19 protein-coding genes and 4 pseudogenes are annotated in these 23,948 nt (G+C 62.9%); 9 read left to right on the top strand and 14 right to left on the bottom strand.

Annotated features, from left to right (window positions below):
- The first annotated feature begins 101 nt into the window (after positions 1 to 101).
- Positions 102 to 1,355 carry a HEAT repeat domain-containing protein gene (locus tag ACFQJB_RS03395; RefSeq protein ID WP_379723963.1) on the top strand — a complete coding sequence of 418 codons (1,254 nt, stop codon included), beginning with the start codon at positions 102 to 104 and terminating at the stop codon, positions 1,353 to 1,355.
- On the opposite strand, the gene ACFQJB_RS03390 is transcribed toward ACFQJB_RS03395, so the two are convergent.
- From ACFQJB_RS03390 to trpC, 5 genes and pseudogenes are all read right to left on the bottom strand, one after another.
- Positions 1,258 to 2,175 carry a DUF7504 family protein gene (locus ACFQJB_RS03390; RefSeq protein WP_379723960.1) on the bottom strand — a complete coding sequence of 306 codons (918 nt, stop codon included), beginning with the start codon at positions 2,173 to 2,175 and terminating at the stop codon, positions 1,258 to 1,260. The genes ACFQJB_RS03395 and ACFQJB_RS03390 overlap by 98 nt on opposite strands.
- A 144-nt stretch (positions 2,176 to 2,319) precedes the next feature.
- A complete protein-coding gene (locus ACFQJB_RS03385) occupies positions 2,320 to 3,114 on the bottom strand; it encodes a 2-amino-3,7-dideoxy-D-threo-hept-6-ulosonate synthase (protein ID WP_120100542.1) in 795 nt (264 codons plus the stop codon).
- 54 nt (positions 3,115 to 3,168) lie between these two features.
- Positions 3,169 to 4,065 carry a tryptophan synthase subunit alpha gene (trpA, locus tag ACFQJB_RS03380; protein ID WP_379723957.1) on the bottom strand — a complete coding sequence of 299 codons (897 nt, stop codon included), beginning with the start codon at positions 4,063 to 4,065 and terminating at the stop codon, positions 3,169 to 3,171.
- Positions 4,066 to 5,345 (bottom strand): annotated as a pseudogene (gene trpB, locus ACFQJB_RS03375) (tryptophan synthase subunit beta).
- Positions 5,346 to 5,412: 67 nt separating this feature from the next.
- The gene (trpC, locus tag ACFQJB_RS03370; RefSeq protein WP_379723954.1) at positions 5,413 to 6,177 is read right to left on the bottom strand and encodes an indole-3-glycerol phosphate synthase; all 765 of its coding nucleotides are present in this window, start codon (positions 6,175 to 6,177) and stop codon (positions 5,413 to 5,415) included.
- Positions 6,178 to 6,263: 86 nt separating this feature from the next.
- Between trpC and ACFQJB_RS03365 the strand changes: the two genes are divergently transcribed.
- Positions 6,264 to 6,716, top strand: coding sequence for an MGMT family protein (locus ACFQJB_RS03365; protein ID WP_379723951.1), 453 nt, complete (start codon positions 6,264 to 6,266; stop codon positions 6,714 to 6,716).
- A gap of 34 nt (positions 6,717 to 6,750) precedes the next feature.
- Here the strand turns inward: ACFQJB_RS03365 and ACFQJB_RS03360 are convergent, their stop codons facing one another.
- A complete protein-coding gene (locus ACFQJB_RS03360) occupies positions 6,751 to 7,089 on the bottom strand; it encodes a hypothetical protein (protein ID WP_120100554.1) in 339 nt (112 codons plus the stop codon).
- 51 nt (positions 7,090 to 7,140) lie between these two features.
- A pseudogene (gene lonB, locus ACFQJB_RS03355) lies at positions 7,141 to 9,395 on the bottom strand (ATP-dependent protease LonB).
- Between the two features lie 167 nt (positions 9,396 to 9,562).
- Here lonB and ACFQJB_RS03350 point away from each other — a divergent pair.
- Positions 9,563 to 10,081: a nicotinamide-nucleotide adenylyltransferase gene (locus ACFQJB_RS03350; RefSeq protein WP_120100559.1), complete on the top strand. Its 519-nt coding sequence runs from the start codon at positions 9,563 to 9,565 to the stop codon at positions 10,079 to 10,081.
- A 10-nt stretch (positions 10,082 to 10,091) separates the two neighbouring features.
- The gene (locus ACFQJB_RS03345) at positions 10,092 to 10,889 is read left to right on the top strand and encodes an SAM hydrolase/SAM-dependent halogenase family protein (RefSeq protein ID WP_379723946.1); all 798 of its coding nucleotides are present in this window, start codon (positions 10,092 to 10,094) and stop codon (positions 10,887 to 10,889) included.
- 6 nt (positions 10,890 to 10,895) lie between these two features.
- Here the strand turns inward: ACFQJB_RS03345 and ACFQJB_RS03340 are convergent, their stop codons facing one another.
- The 3 genes from ACFQJB_RS03340 to thsA form a co-directional block, all read right to left on the bottom strand.
- Complete coding sequence (locus ACFQJB_RS03340) at positions 10,896 to 13,076, bottom strand: PAS domain S-box protein (RefSeq protein WP_379723943.1); 2,181 nt, start codon at positions 13,074 to 13,076, stop codon at positions 10,896 to 10,898.
- Complete coding sequence (locus ACFQJB_RS03335; protein WP_379723940.1) at positions 13,069 to 14,568, bottom strand: ATPase domain-containing protein; 1,500 nt, start codon at positions 14,566 to 14,568, stop codon at positions 13,069 to 13,071. The genes ACFQJB_RS03340 and ACFQJB_RS03335 overlap by 8 nt, the downstream gene beginning before the upstream one ends.
- Before the next feature lie 152 nt (positions 14,569 to 14,720).
- Positions 14,721 to 16,286: a thermosome subunit alpha gene (gene thsA, locus ACFQJB_RS03330; RefSeq protein WP_379723937.1), complete on the bottom strand. Its 1,566-nt coding sequence runs from the start codon at positions 16,284 to 16,286 to the stop codon at positions 14,721 to 14,723.
- Between the two features lie 195 nt (positions 16,287 to 16,481).
- On the opposite strand from thsA, the gene ACFQJB_RS03325 reads away from it, so the two are divergent.
- Positions 16,482 to 17,312, top strand: coding sequence for an amidohydrolase (locus ACFQJB_RS03325; protein WP_379723934.1), 831 nt, complete (start codon positions 16,482 to 16,484; stop codon positions 17,310 to 17,312).
- 1 nt (position 17,313) lies between these two features.
- On the opposite strand, the pseudogene ACFQJB_RS03320 reads toward ACFQJB_RS03325, so the two are convergent.
- Positions 17,314 to 18,227, bottom strand: a pseudogene (locus ACFQJB_RS03320) (glycosyltransferase family 2 protein).
- A gap of 72 nt (positions 18,228 to 18,299) precedes the next feature.
- Positions 18,300 to 18,572 carry a MarR family transcriptional regulator gene (locus tag ACFQJB_RS03315; RefSeq protein WP_120082806.1) on the bottom strand — a complete coding sequence of 91 codons (273 nt, stop codon included), beginning with the start codon at positions 18,570 to 18,572 and terminating at the stop codon, positions 18,300 to 18,302.
- A gap of 187 nt (positions 18,573 to 18,759) precedes the next feature.
- On the opposite strand from ACFQJB_RS03315, the gene ACFQJB_RS03310 reads away from it, so the two are divergent.
- A complete protein-coding gene (locus ACFQJB_RS03310) occupies positions 18,760 to 19,461 on the top strand; it encodes a class I SAM-dependent methyltransferase (RefSeq protein ID WP_379723931.1) in 702 nt (233 codons plus the stop codon).
- Positions 19,462 to 19,466: 5 nt separating this feature from the next.
- On the opposite strand, the pseudogene ACFQJB_RS03305 reads toward ACFQJB_RS03310, so the two are convergent.
- Positions 19,467 to 19,870: pseudogene (locus tag ACFQJB_RS03305) on the bottom strand (TRAM domain-containing protein); the annotation flags it as partial.
- Positions 19,871 to 20,028: 158 nt separating this feature from the next.
- Positions 20,029 to 20,925, bottom strand: coding sequence for a mechanosensitive ion channel family protein (locus ACFQJB_RS03300; protein ID WP_379723927.1), 897 nt, complete (start codon positions 20,923 to 20,925; stop codon positions 20,029 to 20,031).
- 93 nt (positions 20,926 to 21,018) lie between these two features.
- On the opposite strand from ACFQJB_RS03300, the gene ACFQJB_RS03295 reads away from it, so the two are divergent.
- From ACFQJB_RS03295 to ACFQJB_RS03285, 3 genes are all read left to right on the top strand, one after another.
- Complete coding sequence (locus ACFQJB_RS03295; protein WP_379723924.1) at positions 21,019 to 22,056, top strand: zinc-dependent alcohol dehydrogenase family protein; 1,038 nt, start codon at positions 21,019 to 21,021, stop codon at positions 22,054 to 22,056.
- Between the two features lie 124 nt (positions 22,057 to 22,180).
- Positions 22,181 to 22,306 (top strand): hypothetical protein, encoded by a 126-nt coding sequence (locus ACFQJB_RS03290; RefSeq protein ID WP_379723921.1) that lies wholly within the window; start codon positions 22,181 to 22,183, stop codon positions 22,304 to 22,306.
- Positions 22,307 to 22,494: 188 nt separating this feature from the next.
- Entirely contained in the window at positions 22,495 to 23,619 is a 1,125-nt protein-coding gene (locus tag ACFQJB_RS03285) for a hypothetical protein (RefSeq protein WP_379723918.1), read from the top strand.
- Positions 23,620 to 23,948: the final 329 nt, after the last annotated feature.

Raw genomic sequence — 23,948 nt, 5'->3', positions numbered from 1 at the left:
GCTTATTGTAGTTCGATTGTAAGGGATCACTACGTCGTACCGAGCAGCAGCGGTGAGCCCACCACTGTCGCTCCGGACACCACCAGCTTTCAGAGGACGCAATGGACGACCAGCCACAGACCACACAGCCGGATTTCCTCTACACACTGGCGACCAACGGCCAGTTCGACCGGATCGCCCGCTATCTCGGGAGCAACGATTCACTGGGCGTCCGGTTGGGGGCCGCCGGCATCCTCGCCGAGTTCGGCGACGGGGTGAAACAGGCCGACAACGGCGAGATCAAACAACAACTCATCAGCGGCGTCTTAGAGGAAACCGACGAAACCGTTCGGGCCCGCATCGTCGAGACGCTGCTGTACATCCACGACGAGGACATCATTGAGACACTCGTCAGAAAGGTCGCCTCCGACACCGAGCCGACGCCGACCGACTCGCCACACCCACTGGTGTTAGTCGAGTGGCTCGGCAGCGACCACCCCGAACTCCGCCTGCTGGCGGTCGCCGGGCTTGGCGATGTCGGCACCCACACCGTCATCCCAAAGCTGGCCTCCGCGTGTACGGACGACGACTACCGCGTCCGAGCCAGAGCGATCGAGGAATGCGGCCGGGTCGGCGACCACCGCTGTGTCGACGCGCTCATCGAAGCGCTTGAGAGTTACAACGAGGAAATCAAGATGAAGGCGGCCCGGTCGCTCGCCCAGATCGGCGGCGATGCCGCCATCGAGGCCCTTATCGACGCCGCAAAAACCGACAACGAGGAACTCCGGCGGACAGTCATCGAAAGTCTCGGGACGCTCGGGTCGCTTGATGTCCTCACAATTTTGCTCAACGGGATCGACGACAGTGATGACGGTGTCCAACAGGCAGCCGCCGAATCCATCGTCGAGTTGGTGTATCAGGCCCCCTTCGAGGAGAGCCATACCGTCCGCGAAACGGTCGTCGAAGAGCTACAGGCCAGCACCGACAGCGACACCGTCCCGATCTTTTTGACGCTCTTCGAGGAGAGCGACCGGCGGGCGATCCGGCGAAATACGGCGTGGCTGCTTGGTCGCATCGCCAACCCGCATCCACGCGATGAGACTGTCGAGACTCTCATCGACGCGCTGGATGCCTACGACGACACCACCGCCCAGATCGCTGCCACCAGCCTCGTTCGGATCGGCGGCATCGATCTTGAGGAGCGGCTTGAAGCCGCCATCGACAGCTACGAGACCAGCGAGGACGCCCGCCAGCGCGCGGAGTTCGTCCACACTCAGATCACCGACAGCGAGGCCGAGGAATTGCTGAAAGAAACCGTCGAGTACGTGCGGGTGACCGAGCCCGCCGACTACACCGCCCAGAAGCGCGACGACTAAGCTTACTCTTGGAGGAACAGCGGTCCTCGGCTTTGATCTGCATATCGAACACGGGATCTAACACGTTCATACTGGAGGCCATCCGGTCACGGTTGACGAAGAAATGCGACAGCGCGGTCACATCCTCCAGTCGAGCCGTCAGGAGGTGAAGGAATTTGAAAATGCGCTGGAGCTTTGCTTTCTGGATGAGTTCGGTGAGGATGTCGAACTCGAAGGCGATCTTCCGGCCGGGCTCTTGTTGCTCTTCGAGCACGCGTGAGATGGTCTCGGTGAGACTGCCCAACCCCATCTGTTTGTCGAGATGGACGATCTCGACGGGAATATCCATCAACTGGACACCGCTGAGCCCCTCCAGTGGGTCTTCCTTTGTCGTCAGGACGACCGTCCATTCGGGCCACTCACTGAGTTTAGACCGCAGCAGATCGATCCGCTCTGCCGGGTTTGTGGTGACGATTACGACAACGTCACCCGGTGACAGAAAATGAACTCTGGCGTTGTCGGCACCGGTTGATTCGATCGGGGAGAGCACCGCAACCGACCCCGTTCCGTTGATGTCGTCGGCGACGTGGACACCCGACTCCAACAGCGGTTTTTTGTGTGAAAACAGGTGCTGTTTGAACGTTTCAAGCGCGACGTGCTCGTCGTGAGCGGAGTTACGGCGATCGCAGTACGGACACGACCAGCCGACCATCACCCCCTCCTGTGTGAGGCGGTTTTGGTTGCGCTTGGCGATGTAGGTTTTCACGCGCTCGACGGTCTCCTCGCGGCTGGCCGACCAGACGGTGAAATCCCCACTTCGCGCACGCCATCGGTACACCATCGACTACCTCATCGGAGTCGTGTAGCATACTTAAAACTCACCATGAACTAAGTAGTGCCGTTCAGAGCCTGAGACGCCGGTCAGTTGGTGAGTATCGATCAGGACACAGTCGTCAGTTGACAGCCCGACGCAGATACCAACGAATCAGGCTTCCACGGTGAGGCCGGCCGCACTCAGCGCGTCCTCGGCGTCGTGGTCGTCGTGGACAACCGCCGAGACAGCACGGGTGATCGCCTCGGGTGTGTCGTGTTGGAAGATCGATCGGCCCATCGAGACGCCCGCCGCGCCGGCATCCATCGCGCCACGAACCATCTCGACGGTTTCGGCATCAGTCCCCTTCGAGCCACCGGCGATAACGATCGGCAGGCTGGTCGACTCACAGACGTGTTGGAAGCTCTCGGCGTCGCCGCTGTAACCGGTTTTGACGATATCGGCACCGAGTTCCTCGGCGAGCCGAACAGCGTGGCCGAGCGCCTCAGGTTCATCGCCCTGAATCCCGGGGCCACGCGCGTAGGCCATCGCCAACACCGGGATGCCAAACCGCTCGGCCTCGCCGGTAATCTCGGCGAGTTCCTCGATCTGCTTTGGTTCGTAGTTCGAGCCGACGTTGATATGGAAGGAGACCGCATCAGCGCCGGCACGGATCGCCTCTTCGACGGTGCAGGTGAGGCGTTTGTCGTTTTCGTCCGGGCCGATCGTCGTTGAGCCGTTGACGTGGACGATGTAGCCGCTGCCGTTGGTGTTGCCGTGGACGCGGTCGGCGACGCCCTTCTGGGTGAGGACGGCGTCGGCACCGCCGCTGGTGACGCCGTCGACGGTCGCCTCCAACTGCTTGAGGCCGGTAACCGCGCCCATTGTGATCCCGTGATCCATCGGGACGATCAGATACCGGCCCCCGGTGGAGATGCGATCGAGCCGCGCGCTGATTCCTGCGGACATAACTGTTGTGTGAACCTCTGTCAGTAGGAGGGTATGTAGCTTGCGACTCCGACCCTACTCGTCGCTGGGTGCCGGCTCAGTTTGCCCACGGCTTGCACCCTCAGCCAGTTCCGTGGCCTTCGCTTCCAGCTTTGCAGCTGTTTCCTCGGTCGACCACTCGTTGTCGACGCCGTCGGCGACGATATCGACGAGAGCGGAGCCGACGATGATCCCATCGGCACCGCTGGCGACGATGCGTTCGGCCTGCTCGCCGCTGGAGATCCCGAAGCCGACCGCTTTCGGCACGTCCCACTCGCTGAGTCGCTGGAGACTCCGATCGGTCTGATCCGACACGTCGCTTTTCGCGCCGGTCGTGCCGAGGCGAGCCTGTACGTAGACGTAGCCCGAAACACGCTCCATCATCGATTGCAGCCGCTCGCCCTCGGTTGTCGGCGCGACGATGAAGACGAGATCCAAGCCGTGTTCGTCACAGGCCGCCCGCAGCGGGTCAGCCTCTTCGGCAGGGAGGTCGGGAACGACAAGGCCCGAAATACCGGCCTCGGCCGCGCGAGCGACGAACTGTTCAGGGCCTCGCTCGTCACTGCCCGGCGGGCTATACTGGTAGATGAGATTGTAGTAGGTCATACAGACCAGCGGGACGTCAACATCGACATCCTCGACGAACTCGAAGAACAGTTCGGGCGTCATCCCACCCTCTAACGCGCGAACGATCGCGCCCTGAATCGTCGGCCCCTCGGCGATCGGCTCCGAGAACGGTAAGCCGAGTTCGATCACATCCGCGCCGCCGCGAGCGAGGGCCTCGACGTATTCCTTCGAGGCCTCGTAGCTCGGATCGCCGACCGCGAGATAGGGGATGAACGCGGGGCCGTCGTCGAAGGCCGCGGCGATCTCGCTGTTGGCAGCCGCGCCGTCGCTGCGGCGGGTCTCGGCTGCCTGTCCACTGTCGGCCATTCAGATCCCCTCCGAGAACATCGACATATCCGGCGCGTTTGGGATGTCGCGAGACTCGGTCTCCTCGATGGCCGCCTGGAGATCCTTGTCGCCGCGGCCGGAAACGTTGACGACGACGGTGCCGGAGAGGTCGTCGGCGTGTTCCTCCAGATAGCCAAAGGCGTGGGCGGTTTCGAGGGCCGGAATGATCCCCTCAGTGTTCGATAGCCGGTGGAAGCCTTCCAGTGCTGCGTCGTCGTCGATGGCGACCGGAGTCACGCGGTCTTCATCGACGAGGTGGGCGAGTTCGGGACCCACACCCGCATAGTCGAGGCCTGAGGAGATGGAGTGCGATTCCATGATCTGGCCGAAGCTATCCTGTAGGAGTTTCGTGCGCGCGCCATGCAGAACGCCCTCGTCGCCGGTCGACAGCGACGCGGAGTTAGGCGCGACCCCGGCCTCCTCGTCGACCGCCAGCGAGGAGCCACCGGCCTCAACGGCAACGAGATCCACGTCCTCATCGTCAACGAAGTGGGCAAAGGCACCCATCGTGTTTGAGCCGCCACCCGCACAGGCAACGACGGAATCCGGGAGCCCCCGGTTTGCTCGCGAACCTGGGTGCGCATCTCCTCGGAGATGACCGCGTGGAAATCACGTACCATCACCGGGAACGGGTGAGGGCCGACGATGCTGCCGATCACGTAGTGGGTCGTCTCGACGCTGGCCGCCCAGTCGCGCATCGTTTCTGAGATCGCTTCCTTCAGGGTGCCGCGGCCGGCGGTCACCGGCTTCACGTCCGAGCCGTTGAGCTTCATCCGGAAGACGTTGGGTCGCTGGCGGTTGATGTCGCGTTCGCCCATGTAGATCGTACAGGGCATATCGAGGTGGGCGGCAGCCATCGCCGTCGCCGTCCCGTGTTGGCCCGCGCCGGTCTCGGCGATAATCCGGTCTTTGCCCATGTATTTGGCAAGGAGCACCTGACCGAGGGCGTTGTTCAGCTTGTGGGCCCCGCCGTGGAGCAGATCCTCGCGTTTGAGGTAGACATCGCAGTCGTATCGCTCCGAGAGCCGATCGGCCCGCTGCAGCGGCGTCGGCCGGCCGCCGAAATCCGCCAGCCGCTGGCGGAACTCGTCCATGAACCCATCCTCGTTGTTAACGACGTATCGCTCGTAGGCATCGGTGAGCTCTTGAATCGCTGGCATCAGCGCTTCCGGCACGTACTGGCCGCCGTAGTCGCCGAACTTACCGTCGGCCGCCTTCGTGGGTGAGTCCTCAGCATCTGTCGCGTGGTCTGTACTCATTGTGTGTTCCTCTCGTATGGCATGGTCATGTAACCCTCGCTTCGCTGTGTCAGTGCGCTGTCTCCCATCAGTTCGCTGCTCCGGTCAACCGCTCGGTGTTTGTCTGTGGATCGCCGTCCATGATCGCGCTGCCGATCAGCAGGCCGTCCGCGCCGGCATCCCGCATTCGGCGGACATCCTCAACCGTCGCAACACCGCTTTCGGCGATCAGCGTCACGTCGTCGGGCACGTCGGGTGCCAACTGTTCGACAGTCGAAAGGTCGACCGTTAGCTCCGCGAGATCGCGGTTGTTGATCCCGATAACCTCCGCGCCGGCGTCGATGGCGGCGGCGAGTTCCGAGGCGGTGTGTACCTCGACGAGTACCTGAAAGCCACGGTCGCGGGCGGCCGCAAGCATTGGTTCGAGGTCGTCGCCAAGGAACCGCGCGATCAGCAGGATCACGTCGCTGTCGGCGGTGTCAAGTTGGGCCTCACGTAGGATGAAATCCTTGCGCAAGACTGGGACGTCAACGGCCTCGCGGACACGCCGAAGGTTCTCGATCGAGCCACCGAAATGTTCCGGCTCTGTGAGCACCGACAGCGCGGCCGCGCCGCCGTCGACCATCGCTTTCGCCAACGCAACCGGATCGGCGTCGTGTTCGCCGTCGGTCGTCGGACTCGTCGGTTTGACCTCCGCGATCACCGGCACGCGGCCGTCGCGTTCGGCCGCGGTGAACGCTGCCGACAGCGACCGCGGGGTCACCGACACGCGCTCGTCGCCGCCCGACCGGGCCGCAGCCGCATCGAGAATCGACTGCACTGCCGGGGCCACCTCCCCTTGTTGTTCGTTCATCTATGTACATCAGTGTACGTATCTGTACATAAGACTTGCGTCGTAAGCCGGAACCGTTGAGAGGCATCGGCAGCTTATATCGAAGCATGACGCCCGGAATCTACGCACAACGGTTCGACGACCTCGATACCGTCGTCCAACTCGGTGTCGCCAGCGGCCAGGTGATCGATGTGTCGTTTCCGGAGACGGTTCCCGACGACGCCGCAACCGACCACGAAGTCTTCACGCTGATCGGCGACTATCTCGACGGTGATCGCCTCGCGCTGACCGACGTCGAGATCGCCCTGACGGTGCCAACCGACCACCGGCAGGTGCTTGAGGCTCTCCAGAATGTCTCGGCTGGCAACACGGTGACCGTCTCGCGACTGGCACGGCTGGCCGGAATGGATGAGGACAGCGAGGAAGACGCCGCAACTGTCCGAGACGCACTACAGGCAAACCCGGTGCCGCTGTTGATCCCGGATCACCGCGTCCATGACGCTCAGGGAGCGACGCCACCCAATGTTGCGGCGACGCTCCGCGATCTCGAAGACGACTAACGACAAAACAGCGACGGAGGCGGACTGTGATCGGTTACTCGTCGACGTATCCGAGCAGGCGGATCGCCCCGTAGACGAATAGGGCCGCTCCCAGCGGCCCGTCAAACTCGAAGAGATTCGGCACGTCAAACCCGACGAGAACACTGCCGAGCACCATCGCCGAGACCGGAATCGCCAGTTTGGCTTCGACCGGCTCGATCCGCTGGAGTGCAAACCAGACGAATGCGACGGTGCCACCGACCAAGGATAGAATCGACAAAAAGTGACCCTCAGCGTTGCCGACGATGACAAAGAGGCTGCCGAAGGCGATGGCGACGGTTGCTGTCACCAACGGGATGTCATCGGAGTCGATATCGACCGAGACTGCATCCATACAGACCTCTCGAAAAACAGCGTCTTGAAACTCCCGCTCCCGGCAGCCCGCTTACTGCGGGCTGGGACTGGAGGGGCCGGCGACGCTGCCGTCTTGCAGCGCCGAGCCGGTGATGTTCTTCAGTCGAGCGACCAGCGAGTCGGTCTCGGCTTCCCCTTCGAGCGCCACGTCAAGCACCTCGCTGATGTGGCTGACGGGGATGATCTCGACCATATCCTCGTACTCGTCTTCGATCATCACGTCTTGTTCGTTGGCCTGCGGGATGATGACGCGCTTGCAGCCGGCTTTGGCGGCGGCCTCGATCTTGTGGGTCACCCCACCGACCGGAAGCACGTCGCCGCGAACCGACAGCGAGCCGGTCATCGCCAGATCCTGGCTGACGCCGACACCCTCAAGCGCAGAGATCACGGCCGTCGCAACCGTGATCGACGCCGAGTCGCCGTCGACACCCTGTTGGCCGGTCTGGACGAACTGGATGTGGATATCCTTCTCCGAGATGTTCTCGTCGGAGAACTTCTTGATGATTGCCGAGACATTCTGCACCGACTCCTCGGCCATCTCCTGGAGCTGGCCGGTGGCGATCACCTGCCCACCGCTTTGGGTGGGTGTGATCTCAGCCATCACCGGCAGCATGATCCCGGAGTCCTCGCCCATCACGGCGAGGCCGTTGACGCGGCCGACCTCGTAGCCATCGGAGACCTGGAGTTCGTAGTCCTTCCGTTTCTCGATGAACTCGTCGGCGAGCTGCTGTTCGATCGATCGAGAGCGTTCTTTGGCCTGCAGGACGTGATCGCGGGTCGTGTACTCGGTGTCCTCGGCGCGAGCGATATCACCAGCGACGCGGACGAGCCCGCCAAGGTCACGGAAGTGCAGCGTGAGCTGTCCCTTCCGGCCGGCGCGTCGCCGCGCCTCAAGGACAACCTCCTCGATCGCCTCGGCTTCAAACGGCGGGAGGCGACCGTCGTTGGCGACTTCTTGGGCCACGAAGCGGACGTACTTCTGGCGCATTTCGAGCGTGTCGTCGATGGTGTCGTCCATGTAGACCTCGTAGCCGTACCCCTTGATGCGGGAGCGAAGCGCGGGGTGCATGTTCTCCATGGCATCAAGGTTGCCGGCGGCGATCATAATGAAGTCCGTCGGCACCGGCTCGGTCTGAACCATCGCACCAGAGGAGCGTTCGCTCTGCCCCGTAATCGAGAACTCACCCTCCTGGATCGCAGTCATCAGCTTCTGCTGGCTGCGGATATCGAGGGTGTTGATCTCGTCGACGAACAGCACGCCCTTGTTGGCTTTGTGGATCGCCCCGGCCTCAACACGGTCGTGGGAGGGCGTCTCCATGCCGCCGGACTGGAAGGGGTCGTGTCGCACGTCGCCCAACAGCGCGCCGGCGTGGGCACCGGTGGCGTCGCGGAACGGCGCGCTCGTGGTGTCGGCGTTGTTGACCAGCAGGTTCGGGATCATCGCGTCGCCGCCACGGGAGGCATAGCGGAAGGCGAGATAGACGATCCCCGCGGCGAGAATCCCCAGCAGGATCTGGCCGGCGATGATGAGCGCGTAGCCCAACACGACGGCGATGATGATCCACATGAGGAAGGTACGCATCTGGTCGCGCTTGCGGGCCTCCTCCTTGTGGGCGTCGACGATCTGTTCACCCTTACCCGCGGGGACGGTCGCACCTTCGGCTTGTTGCCGTCGTCGGGGTTGTGGTAGATCAGGACATCCTGCAGTTCCTCTTTCGGGAGGAGTTCGGTCATCGCCTTCGCCAGCATGGACTTGCCGGTTCCCGGCGAGCCGATCATCATGACGTGTCGCCGCTGGCGGGCAGCTTTGATGATCACATCGCGGGCGTGTTCCTGGCCGATAACCTGGTCGACGAGCCGGTCGGGGATCTCGACGTCCTCGGTGCTGTCGATCAACAGCCCGCCAAGGAGGTCGTCTTCATCCGGGTCGTCGGCGACCTGCGCGCTGACCTCGACATCGCTGCCGAGTTCCTCGATCGTGCCCGCCGTCCCTTCGGTTTCGGCCGGTTCGTTGCCACGGGTGCGGTCTGTGTTAGGGTCGGAATCGAAGGCGTCCTCGTCGGCGATCGTTGGCCCGTCGTGATCCGATCCCGTTGGTGGCCACTCGTCCTCGTCGCCGTCGGAGTGGTCGCCGTCCTCGTCGGCGTCCGATCGCTCCTCGTGGTCGTCGTGCGGTCGATCGCCGGCCTCGCCGTCGGCGACCTCCTCGGAGTGCCCGGGCTCCGAGGCCGTCTCCTCGGCCTCCGTGTCGGGAGGCCCGTCGTCTGTGTCCGTGTTGTTGCTCATAGAACGGGTTCGCTACGCGAATAGACGGCTCGGCGACTGATATACTTTCTCCCCTTGTGAAAAATCGTCAGTGTGCATAATTGCGGTGGTAGCAGCCCGCTACCGAGTGTCTGCGATCCCGCCAGCGACTCGCCGCGCTTATAAAGGGCGACGTGATAGCGTGTGGTATGCGGGGATTCTACATCGGCCGGTTTCAACCGTACCATGCGGGTCATCACCACATGGTCGAGGAGATCGCCGAGCAGGTCGACGAACTGGTGTTAGGGATCGGCTCGGCGGGGGACTCCCACACACCACGCAATCCGTTTACCGCCGGCGAACGCGTCATGATGGTGACCAAATCCGTCGCCGAGTTCGATATCCCAACCTACGTCGTCCCCATCGAGGATCTCGACCGCAACTCGGTGTGGGTCAGCCACGTCCAGAGCATGTCACCGGCCTTCGATGTCGCCTTCTCGAACAACCCGCTGGTGATCCGGCTGTTCGAGGAAGCCGGCGTCGAGGTGCGACAATCCCCGATGTTCCGCCGGGAGATCCTGGAAGGCTCAGAACTCCGAGAGCGCATGATCGACGGCGAGGACTGGGACTCGTTAGTCCCTGATCCGGCGGCAGCCGTCATCAAGGAGATCGGCGGCGTCGAGCGCATCCAGCAGGTCAGCGACACCGACGGCGCGGGCGACACCTAAGGGCCGACCGATGCTTACGCTTGCCTCTGATTTTGGCAGCCCCTATCCGGCGGCGATGAAAGGCGTCATCTGCTCGCGGACAGACGCCCGCCTCGTCGATATCGCCCACGATCTCCCACGACAGGATCCCCGTGCGGCGGCCTTCTGGCTGCGCGAGACGATCCCATGGTTTCCACCCGCTGTCCATCTCGCGGTTGTCGACCCCGGTGTCGGCACCGATCGCCGCGCGATCGCGGTTCGCGTCGGCGACCACGCGGTCGTCGCCCCCGACAATGGGCTGGCCCGGCCGGTCGTGCGACGACTCCGGGAGCCGACAGCCGCGGGCGACCCAGCCGCCGCAGAGCCGACCGTCGAGGCCTTCGAGATCACCGTCGAGGAACCGGCGTCGTCGACGTTCCACGGGCGAGATGTCTTCGCGCCCGCGGCCGGTGAGATTCATGCTGTCGGCGTCGACGCCATGGCCGACCTCGAGATGCTTAGCCGGATCGAACTCGATTCGTGTGTCGACATCGAGTTTCCGACCCCCATTGTCGACGATGGAACGATCCACGGTGAGGTACTCGTCGTCGACGACTTCGGCAACGTGATCACGAACATCCCGGGCGACGAGCTCACCAACGTCGAGACGGTTGGAATCGACGGCACAAGCGTTCCGGTCGTCGAGACATTCGACCATGTTGACCGCGGTGAGACGCTGGTCACTGTCGGGAGCCACGGCTACGTCGAATGTGACGTGAATCACGGCCGTGGCGACGAGGCCTTCGGACTCGCTGTGGGCGATGCAGTCCGGCTCTCGCTCGGCCGCTAACGACCCCTATTCGTCAACGGGCACTCGCGGCAGCGTCAACACCATCTGGGTGCCGATATCGCTTCCTTCAATTCGAACTTCCCCGCCAAGCAGCGAGACCGTCCAGTGGACGAGCCAGAGGCCAAGCCCGCTGCCGTGTTGGAGTTGTGTCTCCTCACCCTGTTCGATCGCTCGCCACTCGTGTTCCGGAACCCCGAGGCCGTTGTCGGTGACCGTGATCTCAACCCACTCCTCGCTACGGTCGGCGGCTGGCGTGGCCGTCACGGTGATCGCTGGTGTCGTCTCGTCGTTGTAACTGAGCGTGGTCGTTAACAACTCCTCAAGCGCCACCCGGAGGCGGCTATCGGCGCGCACCGCCAGCGCCCCCGAGAGCTCGGTTTTGATCGTCGCCTCGGGATGAGCTTCCTCGAACTCGGCGGTCACCGCCTCAAAGAGGTCGTCGATCGGATAGCGGGCATCGCTCGGTGGTTCCTGTTCGAACAGCGACCGCACCGTCGAGGCCTTCTCGCTGAGGGCCGCAAGTTCCGTCGCGCGCTCCTCGATCGCCTCGACAAACCAGCGGGCCTCCTCGTCGGCGACTGTCTCCGACAGCAGCGTGGCGTTGCCCTCGATGACATTGATCCCGTTGCGAAGATTGTGGCGGAGAATGCGGTTGAGCACCGACAGCTGTTGCTCCCGAAGCTGGCGGTCGGTCACATCGGCCTCGATGGCGACGAAATGGGTGATATCGCCGACGCTGTTTTCGATCGGCGAGATCGCCTGTTCGACGTGGTAGAGTTCGCCGGATTTTCGCTGGTTGACCAGCTCCGCCTCCCACGTGTCACCGTCAAGAATCGTCTCCCAGAGCTCCTCGTAGAATTCCTCTGACTGTTTCCCTGAGGCAAACAGGTTTGGACTTTTCTCGACAACCTCCTCGCGACTATACCCGGTTTGGGACTCGAAGGCCGGGTTGACGTATTTGATATCCCCAGTGCGGTCGGTGATCACAACAGCACTCTCAACGTTTTCGACAGCGCGGCGGAACAACTGCAGATCCTGTTCGCGCTCCTTCCGTTCGGTGACATCCTCCTGAAATCCGACGTAGTTGACAACCTCGCCGTCATCGTCGCGGACAGGAGCGATCGTCACCCGGTTCCAAAACGGCGTGCCGTCTTTTCGGTAGTTCCGGAGTTCGACGCTGACCGGTTCCTCGTTGTCGATGGCTTCCCGCATCTCGGCGACCGGTTCCTCGCGGGTGCCTGGCCCCTGGAGATACCGACAGTTTTTGCCTGTTGCTTCCGATTTGGGATACCCTGTCAGTTCCGTGTAGCCGTCGTTGACGTAAACAAGCGGATTGTCCGGTTGGGAGGGATCGCTGATCGTAATGCCGATCGGCGCGCCATCGATCGCCTGTGTTTTGAGTTCTAACTCTGCTTGGTAGGCCTTCCGCTCGGTGATATCACGGATCGACAGCAAGATCGACAGGTCGTCGCTGGTCTCGAAGGTCGTCGCCGAGATCTCGATCGCCCGCTCCTCGCCGGCTTTCGTCCGGCAGGTGAGCTCGTCGGTCCACGCATCGCCGGTGGCGATGATATCCTCGAAAAACGACGCGAGGGGATCCGGCTGGTCAGGGGCAAGCAGTTCAGACGGCTCTGTTTCGAGGATCGTTGCCCGCGAGTAGCCGAGCAGGTCGCTGGCGGCGGGGTTGCAGGCGGTGATAAGCAGTGACTCCGCATCAAGGACGAGGATCGCGTCGTTGGTCGCCTCAAAGAGCCGTTCGAATCGGGTCTGAATGTCGGCGTACCGCTGGGTAAGTTCGGCGGACTGCCGCCGACGGACAAGGAGGTTCTCCAGCCGGCGGTACAGCGTCTCCCGATCGATCGGGGCGGTAACAACCTCATCGATCAACGGCGGGCCATCGTCACTGTTGTCAGCACCCAACTGGGGAGCCGTCTCAGTCGCCTGCTCTCGCCGGAGCAACAACACCGGCTGAAAGGTTGGATCTAATTCGGCTTTCTGGGCTTCAATCGCCTCGCTGTAGGCTGGCAGGCTGCGATCATCAACGAGATAACAGTCGACGGCCCGCAGTTCGTCGGCGATGACAACATCGTATTGTTCGCTGAGCATCGACCGGATCGCTTCGCGGTCGGCCTCGTTGGCGACGATGAGTTGGAGCCGATCGACTGCGTCGGGATGGCCGTCACGCATCGTCGCGTCTCTCCGCCCGGTGGCCGGTGCCCTGCATAATCCCGTGGACGTTCTCGAAGGGGCCGGTGATCTGAAGGCCCTCGTCGCTGACGATCGCAAACCGGTGGAAACGGCTGTCGAAATCACCGAGCCGCTTTTTCAGCACGCCGATCGCCCGCTGGAGTTCGCCGTCAACCTCGACATACGAGAGAAAGAGGATATTGTCGGCGATGTAGCTGGTGTTCGTGCTGGTAGCCTTCGGAAAGCCGGTCAAGGCATCGGATTCGTCGGTGATGATCGTCGCCACGTTGTGGTTTTTGAGCACCCGTGTGAGCCCGTGGAGCCGGCGGACAAGGCGCTGATCGTCGCCCTGTAAGGAGATCTTGTAGCCAGCGAGCCCATCGATGAAGACGGCAGCCGGATCGTGGGTTTCGACCTCGTTGACGACGTATTGACCGAACTCTTCGGCCGACCGCACCAGGGGTTCGACCTCGGTAAGCTGGAGTTGGCCCGTCTCCAGAAGCTCGGAAACCGGGATTCCGAGGTTCTCACACCGATAGGTGAACTGGTCGATCGACTCCTCAAAGAGATAGCCGAGAGCGGTTCTGCCGTCGGCGGCGAGCCCCGACAGCATCTGCGCACCGGTTGTCGATTTGCCGATCCCGGTTGGCCCAGAGATAAACGACACCGCGCCGCGTTCGATCCCGCCGCCGAGCAGTGAATCCAACGTCTCGTGGCCGGTCGTGATCAGTGTCGGATCGAAGGTTCGGTCGTCGTGATCGGGGATCGTCTGTGGGTAGATCTCGATGCCGTCGTCGCGGATTTCGAGGCCGTGCGTGCCGTCGATCTGCCCGAGACCGCGGTGTTTGGGGACGGCGATGCGGCGTTCGCTCTCATCCAGATAGAGGTTGACCACGCCGTCGCTGAGCGACTCGAAGTCGTCGTAGCTGCTGCCGTGGGGGACGCCGCGGCTAACCGTCCGTGTAGCAACGGTTGTCACCCGCCGATCCCGGAGAAACCGGATCAGCGATTGGAGGCGTTTGCGGTACTGGTATTCGTCGCGTTCGACGTACTGCAGTTGGGTGATCGGATCGATCAGGAGGCGTTCGGGATCAACCGACTCGATGACCTCCTTGATATCTTTCGTGAAGCGTTCGGATTCGACCTCGGCGGTCTCGACGAGATCATAGGAGATATCCTCGGCGAAAAAGTCGGTGCCGGGCCCGATGTCGAGGAACTCGGCATCGCTGATGTCGACCGACAGCTGGGCGGCATTGAGGACGATATCAGCTTTTGATTCCTCGCCGTGGATGTAGACAACCGTCTCGCCGTTTTCGATGCCGGCTTCGAGAAAATGCTGGCCGAGCAACGACTTACCGGTGCCAGACACACCCTGCACGAGGTATGTACGACCCCGGATGTATCCGCCGTTCAGGAGTTTGTCGAGCTCGGCGACGCCGGTGCTGATCGGCTCGATATCGTACTCGTCGGCGGTTGGTGTCTCATCTGTCATTGTGTGGTACGCCGTGTCAGGTAGCTCGTGCTCGTGGGGATTTACCTACTGAACTGCGCTTGCTATGTAATGCCGCCGTATTCACTTAAACATGTGCAAGCCAAAAAAGACGAACCCAACCGTGACTGCCATCGGGGCGGCAGCGAGCGGCGTTAGTTGTCGGAGCTGATCACGTCGTCAATGCGGAGGATCATCGTCGCGGCCTCGGTCGCCGAATCAACGGCTTCGTGTTTGACGGCCGCGGGATCGAGGATATCCTCCTCAACTGGGTCGCCAACCTTGCCCGAGCGGCCGGTCGAAACGAGGCCGGCCCGTCCCTGCGCATCGTGGCGGGCCCGGAGATCGACGAGCGCGTCGATCGGATCCATGCCGGTGTTTTCGGCGAGCGTTCGTGGCAGCTCATCGACTGCCGTCGCGAAGGCCTCGATGGCGAGCTGTTTCCGGCCTTCGACGCTGGCAGCGTGACTCCGGACGTGGTCGGCGATCGCGATCTCAGCCGCACCGGCACCGCCGACGACGCCGCCGGCATCGAGGGCGGCGATGACGACATCAAGGGCGTCGTTGAGCGCGCGTTCGAGCTCGTCGACAACGTGGTCGGTGCTGCCGCGGACGAAGAGGCTGACGTGGGCGGCGTCGGCACCCTCGACGAAGGTGAACTTGTCCTCGCCGTAGGTCTCGACGCTCAGGGCGGCGGTGGTGCCGAGATCCGCATCCTCGATGTCCTCAAGGGTGCCGAGCTGTCGGGCACCGGTTGCCGCCGCGATGGCGTCGGCATCCGAGGAGCCGATATCCTCGAAGGCGACGATCTCCTCGGCAGCGAGGTGGCTGGCGACGCGGTCGTCGATATCGCCGGTGACAAACAGGAGCTCAACCCCGGCGTCGGCGATCGTCTCAGCGTAGCCTTCCAGCTCTGCTTCCTCGGCGGCGATAGCCTCGTTGAGCTGATCGACGTCAGTGATGTTATACTCGGCGTCGGCCTCGCCAGTGTCGAACTCCAGATCCGTATCGAGGATCGCCGTCGTCGCATCCGCAAGCTGGCTCGGGGCTGCGTCGTCGAGCGGCGTTTCGTCGATGACAACGCCCTCGATCAGTTCGGTCGCACTCGTCGACGCGCCCGGGTGGGTGTGGATGTGGATATCCTCGCGGTCGACACCGGCGTCGGTGGCGACCTGCTGAACCGCGCTGACGACCGGTTCCGCCAGGGCATCGACGGTCACATCGCCGGTGCCTTTGCCGGTCATACTGGAGCGGGCGACCGCTTCCAGCGTGTCGTCGTCGAGATCGACAGCAAGCGTCTGGTCGTCGACCGCCTCGTGGGCGAGTTTGGCGGCTTCGTGGTAGCCTTCGACGATGACGGTGGGGTGAAGATCCTGATCGAGCAGTTCCTCGGCCTCGGCGAGCAACTCGCCGGCAAGCACAGACGCGGTCGTCGTCCCGTCGCCGACCTCGATCTCCTGGGTCTCGGCGACCTCGACGAGCATCTGGGCGGCGGGATGTTCGATATCCATCTTGTTGAGAATCGTCGCCCCGTCGTTGGTGATCGTCACATCACCCGAGGAGCCGACGAGCATCTTGTCCATCCCTTTCGGGCCCAGCGTCGTCCGCACTGAGTTGGCGACGGCTTTGCCGGCCCGGATGTTGGAATCCTGGGCGTCCTCGCCTTGTGTTCGTTCGTTGTCCTCCGAGAGAATTACCATCGGTTGCTGTCGTTGTGCCATGTAGAATCGCCTCGTTCGATGATGGTTTGCAGTTCTATATAAATCCATCGACCTTCGACACCACAAATCGCCAGCAAGCGGCGTGTGGGCTCGTCACATACTCACGTGGATTTGCCGGGTGTATGCCGTCACAAGTAGTCGATTCGGCCCAAACAGTCTGCAACAATTATGTGGGTCGCCCGCAACCCTCAGGCAATGCTAGAGTTGGAACACGGGTTCCGCGTGGTCGACATTCACGGGCATCTCGACCACGACGAGGTGGCTGTCTCCACCCACGGGCATAATGTGGGCCCCGACCGACTCGAACGAGAGTGTCACCAGGCCGGCGTCGTCCGAACAGCCGTCTCGCCGACCCGCCGCCCGAGCGACATCGGCTACGTGCGGGCGAACAACGCTGTTGCGCGGCTCAGTGTCGACCGTCCGTTTCTCGCCTTCGCCCGACTCAACGGCCCGCTGGCGGCCGCCGAAAGTCCGATTTCGACGTTTCGAAACCTCTACGCGCCCCGTGAGACCCACCACACGCGTCCGGGCGACATCGAACAGTACGCCTACGACGACCGGTTTCACGGCTTCGTGCTCGATCCGATCCACGACGGTCTCCCGAAAGAGCCGGTACGCAAGGAGTTGGCGGATGTCGATCTTCCCGTTGTCGTCTACTGTCGAGACGGGTTCCCGCCATCAGCGGCTGCCGATACGTTACTGAACGATGGGTATCCCGTCGTGCTTGCTGGCTTCGGGGGCTACCCGATGGCCGAATCGCGGATGGAGACCGCCCTCGCGTTGCTCGATGAGTACGACCATCTCTATCTCGATACCTGTGCGGTTCGCTCCCGTGACATCCTCGAGCGCGGCCTCCAAGAACATCCCGACCGGATCATCTTCGGCAGCGGCACCCCCGATGTCCATCCGAACGTCGCCGTCATGGAGATTCTCACGCTGGATTTGCCGGAAGATGCGATGACACGCGTGTTTAACCGAAACCCGAGCCGGCTCATTCCTGGCTTTGCGGCCGGTGCTGATGTCTGAGCTATTGGCTCGCGTCGTCGAGCTCGTATTTTGTCACCGCGCGGTCGGCCCGTTTTGAGAGGCCGTGTGGGTTGCGTGCCTCGCTTCGGTCGCGGGCACGAGCGACAAGCCCATCGGAGCCACCGGTCAACATTCCGGTAATGACCTGCCGGCCGGTGCCAAACCACGTTGTCGGCTCGGCGTCACCCCGGATCACGTCGCGGGCCGCGGTGATCGCGTCGCTGGCGGCGTGTGACAGCGTGCGACGGGCGACCGTCGGCCGAAGGCCGTAGTTTTTCACCAGCCGGTAGGCCAATGCGCGATACGTCCATCCCCAGTCGGGGTCGGCGCGCCCGCCGTCGGCTTCGAACTCGCGGCGGACGCTCATGTCGGGTCGCCACGCGACGGCGTGATCGTTGGCCGCCAGCCGATGGGCCACATCCCACGCGCCGCCAGTTTCAAGATACTCGTCGAAGCCGTCGATAGCCTCCAAGACACGTCGCTGAAACGCCACATTGTGACCGGCGATCGCGGTCACCCCGCGACCGGCGATCGTTACCTCCTCGGTCGATTCGGTGGTGACGCCGCCGCGGAGCGTTCGGTGGGTCGGGCCGGTGACGACCGGGGCCTCGGTGAGGCCGTCGACGACCGCGGGCAGCCAGTCGGATTCGAGCCGAAGATCGTCGCCGAGGAAGGCGATCACGTCGCCGCTGGCGGCGTCGATGCCGGCGTTGCGGGCGACGTTGACCGTTCGAGAGGCGACCTCGACGAGAACATCCACGTCTGCTCGCTCGGTGACCATCCCGGTGGTGCCATCGGCCGAAGGGCCGTTGACGACGACAACTTCTGCGTCGGGGCCTGATCGGCGACCGTATCGAGACAGGCACCCAGTTGGTCGCGCCCGTTGAGCGTGGGGACAACGACCGAGAGATCCATATCCGGTGTACTACACCGGCTGCTATATAAAAGAGGTGATCAGCCGGGACACCACATGATTGATCCTGACGATCAGGTGTTGCGGTAGTAGACCTGCTTGCGGGCGTCTTTGAAGCTGTATCGGGAGCCGATCAGCTCCGATTCCTCCAGCCGGTTAAGCGCGTATCGTACCGTTCGATCCGGCAGCAACGACTCCTCGGCAAGTTCGCCCTGTGAGAGTGGTTCGTCGCCCTCAAGGACTTTGGCGATGAGCTTTGCACTCGGCGGGAGCTCCCGGAGCCGTTCGCGGAACTCGGCGTCTGAGAGTCGAACTGGACTGTTGGCCTCGATCGGACTAGTGCTCATATCTACCTCACCGCCGAGCCCAGTGGTAAAGGTTGGCTCCATATTGCGCCGGTCAATATATATTGTATAAGGTTACAAACGTGGGATTTCGGCTGTCGGCGGCCGCTCAACGTGTCACCCACGAGATCTCCGTTGGTGGGGCATATCCAGTACGGTTTTATCCCTCGGGTGAGCAGTTGCCGCCAGCGTGAAAGGCACCGAGTGGTACCAGGCCGACGAGATCGCCGAGGCCTACGACGACAAGCGGTTTTCCGGCGGCGGACAGTTCATTGATCGCCGCGAGAAGACCGCCGTTCGCAACGCTCTGGGGCCGGTCGCAGACAAGGAGATCCTGGAGGTTGCCTGCGGTACCGGCCGATTTACCGTCATGCTGGCACAGTTGGGCGCCGACATTGTCGGCCTCGATGTGTCGGGACCGATGTTGGCACAGGGCCGCGAAAAGGCACAGGCCGTCGGCGTCGACGACACCGTCGAGTTCATCCGCGGTGACGCGGCGCGGCTGCCGTTTCCCGACGACCATTTCGATGCCGTCTTCGCGATGCGATTTTTCCATCTCGCCGACCGGCCAGTAACGTTCCTCAAAGAACTGGCCCGCGTCTCGGCGGGGCCGGTGCTGTTTGATACGTTCAATCTCGAAAGCAGCCGCGTGCTGTACAACTGGCTGTTGCCGATGGGCTCGCGGCTTTATTCCCGGCAGGCCGTCGAGAGCCTGCTGGCCGATGCCGGTGTCGACCTCATCGACGCCACCCACGATTTCGTCCTGCCGTATGGCTTCTACCGGAGCCTGCCGACGCGAATCGCTCGCCCGTTCCGCAAACTCGATCGGGCGATCGGTTCAGCGGGCGGCGGCGACCGCGTGGCCTCGGTGTCGTACTGGGTCGTCGAGTAACTGAAGTCTTCCTCGATGATCTCGCCGACCGCGAAGTTGGATTTGACCTCCGAGACCTCGATTTTGACGCGCTCGTCGATCTCCGCGCCGGGAACGATGATCACGTAGCCGCGTTCGACACGCGCGATACCGTCGCCCTGTTTGCCGATATCCTCGATCTCGACATAGCGGAGTTCACCCGGCTCAACGGGGGTTGGGGCTCGCCGCTGTCGCCGCCGGTCGTCGAGGATTCGTCGATCGTCGTCGACGCTGTCGTGTCGGTGTCGTCGATCAACGCCACCCGATAGGTCTCTCCGACCTCGATATCACCGGTTTCGACCTCGCGTTTCGGCACCTCGACAGTGTAGCCGTCGTCGGATTCGCTCACAGACGCGCTGAACAGACAAAGGAGTTGTTCTGAGATTTCCATAGATGACTTCCCTCAGATATCATCGACCAATGATAATAGAAGTACCGCCACGGCGACGATCCCATGGGCAGCGGGCGATGTGTCGAACAAGCGGTTGTGTGCGACGAAAAAAGCGACAGCGCGATCAGCCGCAGCGACGACAGGGCCGGTGAGCGCGGTTAGTCGTCGGCTGGCGGGGCGTCGGTGATGTCGCGGCTGTTGACATCGATCTCGCCGGTGAGTTCCGTGTAGGGGTACGGCATGCCGATCCCCTCAGCGTCGAAGCGACGCTTGACGTTTTCGACGAGTTTGTGTTTGACACCACCGGCACCAGTCTGTGCAGGGTCGATCCAGACGCGACCGTTCAGCACGACCGCCGAGTCGCCAAGGCCGGTCACTGGTGCGGCCGGTTCCGGATCGTCAAGGACGCCATCGATCTTGCTGGCTTCATCGAGGATGACCTCGCGGGCATCCGCGATGCTGGCCCCGTATTCGATCCCGAAATCAAAGGTGACGCGTCGGGTTTCGTTGGCAACCGGGTTGGTGACAACCGCGCTGGCGAGGTCGCCGTTCGGCACCGTCAGCTGTTCGTTATCGAAGCTGTCGAGTTTGGTCACACGAAGGTTGATCTCCCGGACGATGCCATCGTTGCCGTCCCACTCGATGTAGTCGCCGACGGTGAACGGCTTATCCTTGAGGATGAAGATGCCGGCGACGAAGTTCTCGATAATGTCGCCAGCGGCGAAGGAGATACCCAATGCGAGCGCGCCGGCCAGCGTCGCAAACGCCGAGAGGATCGCCGGGAAGCCGGCGACCGTTGCGGCGATCGCAACCGCACCGACGACCGCAAGCACGGCGGAAACGCTTGAGCCGAGACTGACGACCGCCGAGGAGAACTCCCGTGCGTTGAGTGCCTTCTTTGTGGCCCGGACAAGGACTGATTTGCCGATTCGGTACAGCAACAGGAACGTCACCAGGAACGTGACGACGGTGATCCCGAAGTCAACGACGACGCTCCCGTACTGTGTGAGGAGCCCATCCAAGCTGTTCGGAACTTGCAGTAGTGTGAATAGCACGGTTGTACCATTGTCTAAAACCTCTTAAAAATGGGTGTCTCGGCCGTTCCGACCGAGAGATGGGTTTTTGATGACTGAACACGCCTAGCCGATATGCGCGCAGCTACCTTCCACGGCCCCGGCGACATCCGCGTTGAGTCCGTCCCGCAACCGGAACTCGATTCCGCGCGTGGGGCGATCGTTCGCGTCACCCACACCGCGATCTGTGGCTCCGACCTCTGGTTTTATCGCGGCGAAAGCGACCGCGACGTGCCCTCTCGGGTCGGCCACGAACCGATGGGCATCGTTGAGGCAGTCGGCGACGACGTGGTCTCCGTCGAACCGGGCGACCGCGTCTTGGCACCGTTTTTCATCAGCTGTGGCCGCTGTGAGTTCTGCCGAAAGGGCCTGCACACCTCCTGTGTCAACCAGGCCAGTTGGAGCGGCGACAACGGCGGCGCACAAGGCGAGTACGTCCGCTGTCCCGAAGCCGACGGCACGCTCGTTCGCGTTCCCGACCGACACGCAGACGACGAGGACACCCTGCGGTCGCTGCTCCCGCTGACTGACGTGATGGGCACCGGCCACCACGCCGCCGTCAGCGCGGGCGTCGAGGCGGGATCGACAGTTGCGGTCATCGGCGACGGTGCGGTCGGCCTCTGTGGCGTGCTGGCCGCCAAGCGACTCGGCGCGGAGCGGATCATCGCCATGGGTCACCACGAGGATCGCCTCGAAATCGCCGCGGAGTTCGGCGCGACCGACCTCGTCAGCGAACGCGGCGACGAGGCCATCGAACGCGTCCAAGAACTCACAAACGGCGGCGTCAACCACGTCATGGAGTGTGTCGGCGCGACCTCCTCGATGGAGACCGCCATCGGCGTCGCCCGCCCCGGCGGCACCGTCGGCTACGTCGGCGTGCCCCACGGCCTCGGCGACGGCCTCGATCTGGAACCGTTCTTCCGGGCAAATGTCACGCTGAACGGCGGCGTCGCCCCTGTCCGGGCCTACGCCGAGGAGCTGATGGCCGACGTGCTGCAGGGGACGCTTGACCCGTCGCCGATCTTCACGAAAACGGTCGATCTCGATGGTGTTCCCGAGGGCTACGCCGCAATGGACGACCGCGAGGCGGTGAAAGTACTCGTCAAGCCGTAGGCCGTCGGCGAAGACGCAGCGATCGACTGTGTTGGGTTGTGGCACGTCTTTTCGTCGACAGAGATCGGATTCAGGAGTATGCCGCCGTCCAGAACTGAGTTGCTCACCGCCACAACGCTGGTTCATGGCCGCGCCACTGCTGTATGATGTCGGCTTCATCGCCACCGCCGGCGCGCAGTTGTCCGTAACGGTGGTTGCCACCTTCGGCCTGTACACGGGTATTGCCGGACGCACTGAGTCTGCGGCCTAACGAACGTCTTCTCGCACACTAATTGTGTCCTGCTCGGTCGCCACCAGCAAAGATCCGGAACCGTAACGTTGATAATAAAACGAACGTTCGTTCGGGACGCGGTGGAACGATCATGATAGATACAGCGAGACACAGACCGTACAGAAGCAACAAGAAGCGATCACACACGCAACCGGTGGTGACGATGCATGGTCGTTGAACCGGTTGTGGCCCTGCAGGCCTTCGGCGGCTCACTCGCCGACGTCACAGCCGTCCTCGGTGAGGCATCCATCTGGATCGGCGCGTTCGCTGGCGGGGCGTTCGGAGCGGCGATCGGCGCGCTGCCGGCGTTTATTTTGACCGGGCTGTTGGTCATCGCTGGCGCGGCGGCCAATATTGTTGGCGTCGCCCCCGAAGGAACCGTTGGCCTCGTCGGCGTCGGCTTCGGCCACGTCTTCGGCCCCCACATTTCGTTTGCCGGCGGCGCGGCCGCCGCGGCCTACGCGGCCAAACGCGGCTACATGGAGAGTGGGTTTGACTTCCATAACGCGAAAGATATCGGCTTCGCCCTCGGCACCAAGCCCGATGTGCTGGCCGTCGGCGGGGCCTTCGGCCTGCTGGGGATCGCCGTCGAACAGCTGTCCCGCAACCTGCTGATCCCGGTTGATCCGATCCCGGTCAGCATCGTCGTCAGCGCGTTCGTCCACCGGGCGGTCTTCGGTTACGCGCTGATCGGCAAACCGCAGGGCTCGGGCCTGCTCGATATGGGGCCCTTCGAGCGCGGTGACACCCTCGCGGCGACAGCTACCGGCAGCACAAGTGTCGACGACAACGGCACCGAAAACGGCGGCGAGTCGGCCAGCGAGTGGCTGGCGACTGAGCCGTGGCTCCCACAGCAGTACAAGTGGGCCAACGTCGCCATGATCGGCCTGGCTGCCGGGCTGGCGTCGGGCTATCTCGCCTTCCGTACCGGGAGTCCGTTCCTCGGCTTCGGGCTGAGCGCGGCCTCGCTGCTGTTCCTCAACCTCGGGATCGAGCGGTTCCCGGTGACCCACCACATCACGCTGGCCGGCTCGACGATCTTCCTCGCGGTGACGGCCTCGGGTGAGGCCGCGCTGGCTGGCCTCTCTCCCACTGTCGGCCTGCTGTTTGCTGGTGGCCTTGGCGTCGTTGCCGCGCTGGCCGGCGAACTCACCCAGCGGATCTTCTACGCCCACGGCCGCACTCACATCGATCCGCCCGCGATGGCGATCATCATCTGGTCGTTCGGTGTTGGGCTCCTGTACGTCGCCGGCGTGTTGCCGACCGGCGTCTGGATCCCCGGGACGGTCTAAGCGATCACGTGGCGGTTCGGCCCTCGGCAGCCCTCGCGGGCTGCCACCACACTCCTTATCGTGCGGCAACACACAGCCGCGATGGCTCTTGTCTCCCTGAGCGACGCACGAGCAGCATAGCGATAGTGGTGCTGATTGGCGTGCAAGATGGACGATTCGTATTAACCCAGACTCCTGCTCAGTCCGGCCATATCCGCCGGCTACAACAGGTTCACCGGTCTACAAAGGAACGGGAGTACCGATACGTGCCACTCAAGAGCGTCGATCGCAAAGCCGAGCGCAGTGAGTCAGGAGATCCTCGGGCTACTCTTCGGCGACCCGTTTGCGGT

Origin of the sequence: Halonotius sp. GCM10025705 (assembly GCF_042662885.1) — an archaeon.
Taxonomy (GTDB): Archaea; Halobacteriota; Halobacteria; order Halobacteriales; family Haloferacaceae; genus Halonotius; species Halonotius aquaticus.
This window is presented reverse-complemented; position numbering and strand designations above follow the sequence as displayed.

Excerpts from the sequence above, each read along its gene's own strand:
- ACFQJB_RS03395 (WP_379723963.1), top strand. The coding sequence starts at position 102 with ATGGACGACCAGCCACAGACCACACAGCCGGATTTCCTCTACACACTG.
- ACFQJB_RS03390 (WP_379723960.1), bottom strand. The coding sequence starts at position 2,175 with ATGGTGTACCGATGGCGTGCGCGAAGTGGGGATTTCACCGTCTGGTCG.
- ACFQJB_RS03385 (WP_120100542.1), bottom strand. The coding sequence starts at position 3,114 with ATGTCCGCAGGAATCAGCGCGCGGCTCGATCGCATCTCCACCGGGGGC.
- trpA (WP_379723957.1), bottom strand. The coding sequence starts at position 4,065 with ATGGCCGACAGTGGACAGGCAGCCGAGACCCGCCGCAGCGACGGCGCG.
- trpC (WP_379723954.1), bottom strand. The coding sequence starts at position 6,177 with ATGAACGAACAACAAGGGGAGGTGGCCCCGGCAGTGCAGTCGATTCTC.
- ACFQJB_RS03365 (WP_379723951.1), top strand. The coding sequence starts at position 6,264 with ATGACGCCCGGAATCTACGCACAACGGTTCGACGACCTCGATACCGTC.
- ACFQJB_RS03360 (WP_120100554.1), bottom strand. The coding sequence starts at position 7,089 with ATGGATGCAGTCTCGGTCGATATCGACTCCGATGACATCCCGTTGGTG.
- ACFQJB_RS03350 (WP_120100559.1), top strand. The coding sequence starts at position 9,563 with ATGCGGGGATTCTACATCGGCCGGTTTCAACCGTACCATGCGGGTCAT.
- ACFQJB_RS03345 (WP_379723946.1), top strand. The coding sequence starts at position 10,092 with ATGCTTACGCTTGCCTCTGATTTTGGCAGCCCCTATCCGGCGGCGATG.
- ACFQJB_RS03340 (WP_379723943.1), bottom strand. The coding sequence starts at position 13,076 with ATGCGTGACGGCCATCCCGACGCAGTCGATCGGCTCCAACTCATCGTC.
- ACFQJB_RS03335 (WP_379723940.1), bottom strand. The coding sequence starts at position 14,568 with ATGACAGATGAGACACCAACCGCCGACGAGTACGATATCGAGCCGATC.
- thsA (WP_379723937.1), bottom strand. The coding sequence starts at position 16,286 with ATGGCACAACGACAGCAACCGATGGTAATTCTCTCGGAGGACAACGAA.
- ACFQJB_RS03325 (WP_379723934.1), top strand. The coding sequence starts at position 16,482 with ATGCTAGAGTTGGAACACGGGTTCCGCGTGGTCGACATTCACGGGCAT.
- ACFQJB_RS03315 (WP_120082806.1), bottom strand. The coding sequence starts at position 18,572 with ATGAGCACTAGTCCGATCGAGGCCAACAGTCCAGTTCGACTCTCAGAC.
- ACFQJB_RS03295 (WP_379723924.1), top strand. The coding sequence starts at position 21,019 with ATGCGCGCAGCTACCTTCCACGGCCCCGGCGACATCCGCGTTGAGTCC.
- ACFQJB_RS03290 (WP_379723921.1), top strand. The coding sequence starts at position 22,181 with ATGGCCGCGCCACTGCTGTATGATGTCGGCTTCATCGCCACCGCCGGC.
- ACFQJB_RS03285 (WP_379723918.1), top strand. The coding sequence starts at position 22,495 with ATGGTCGTTGAACCGGTTGTGGCCCTGCAGGCCTTCGGCGGCTCACTC.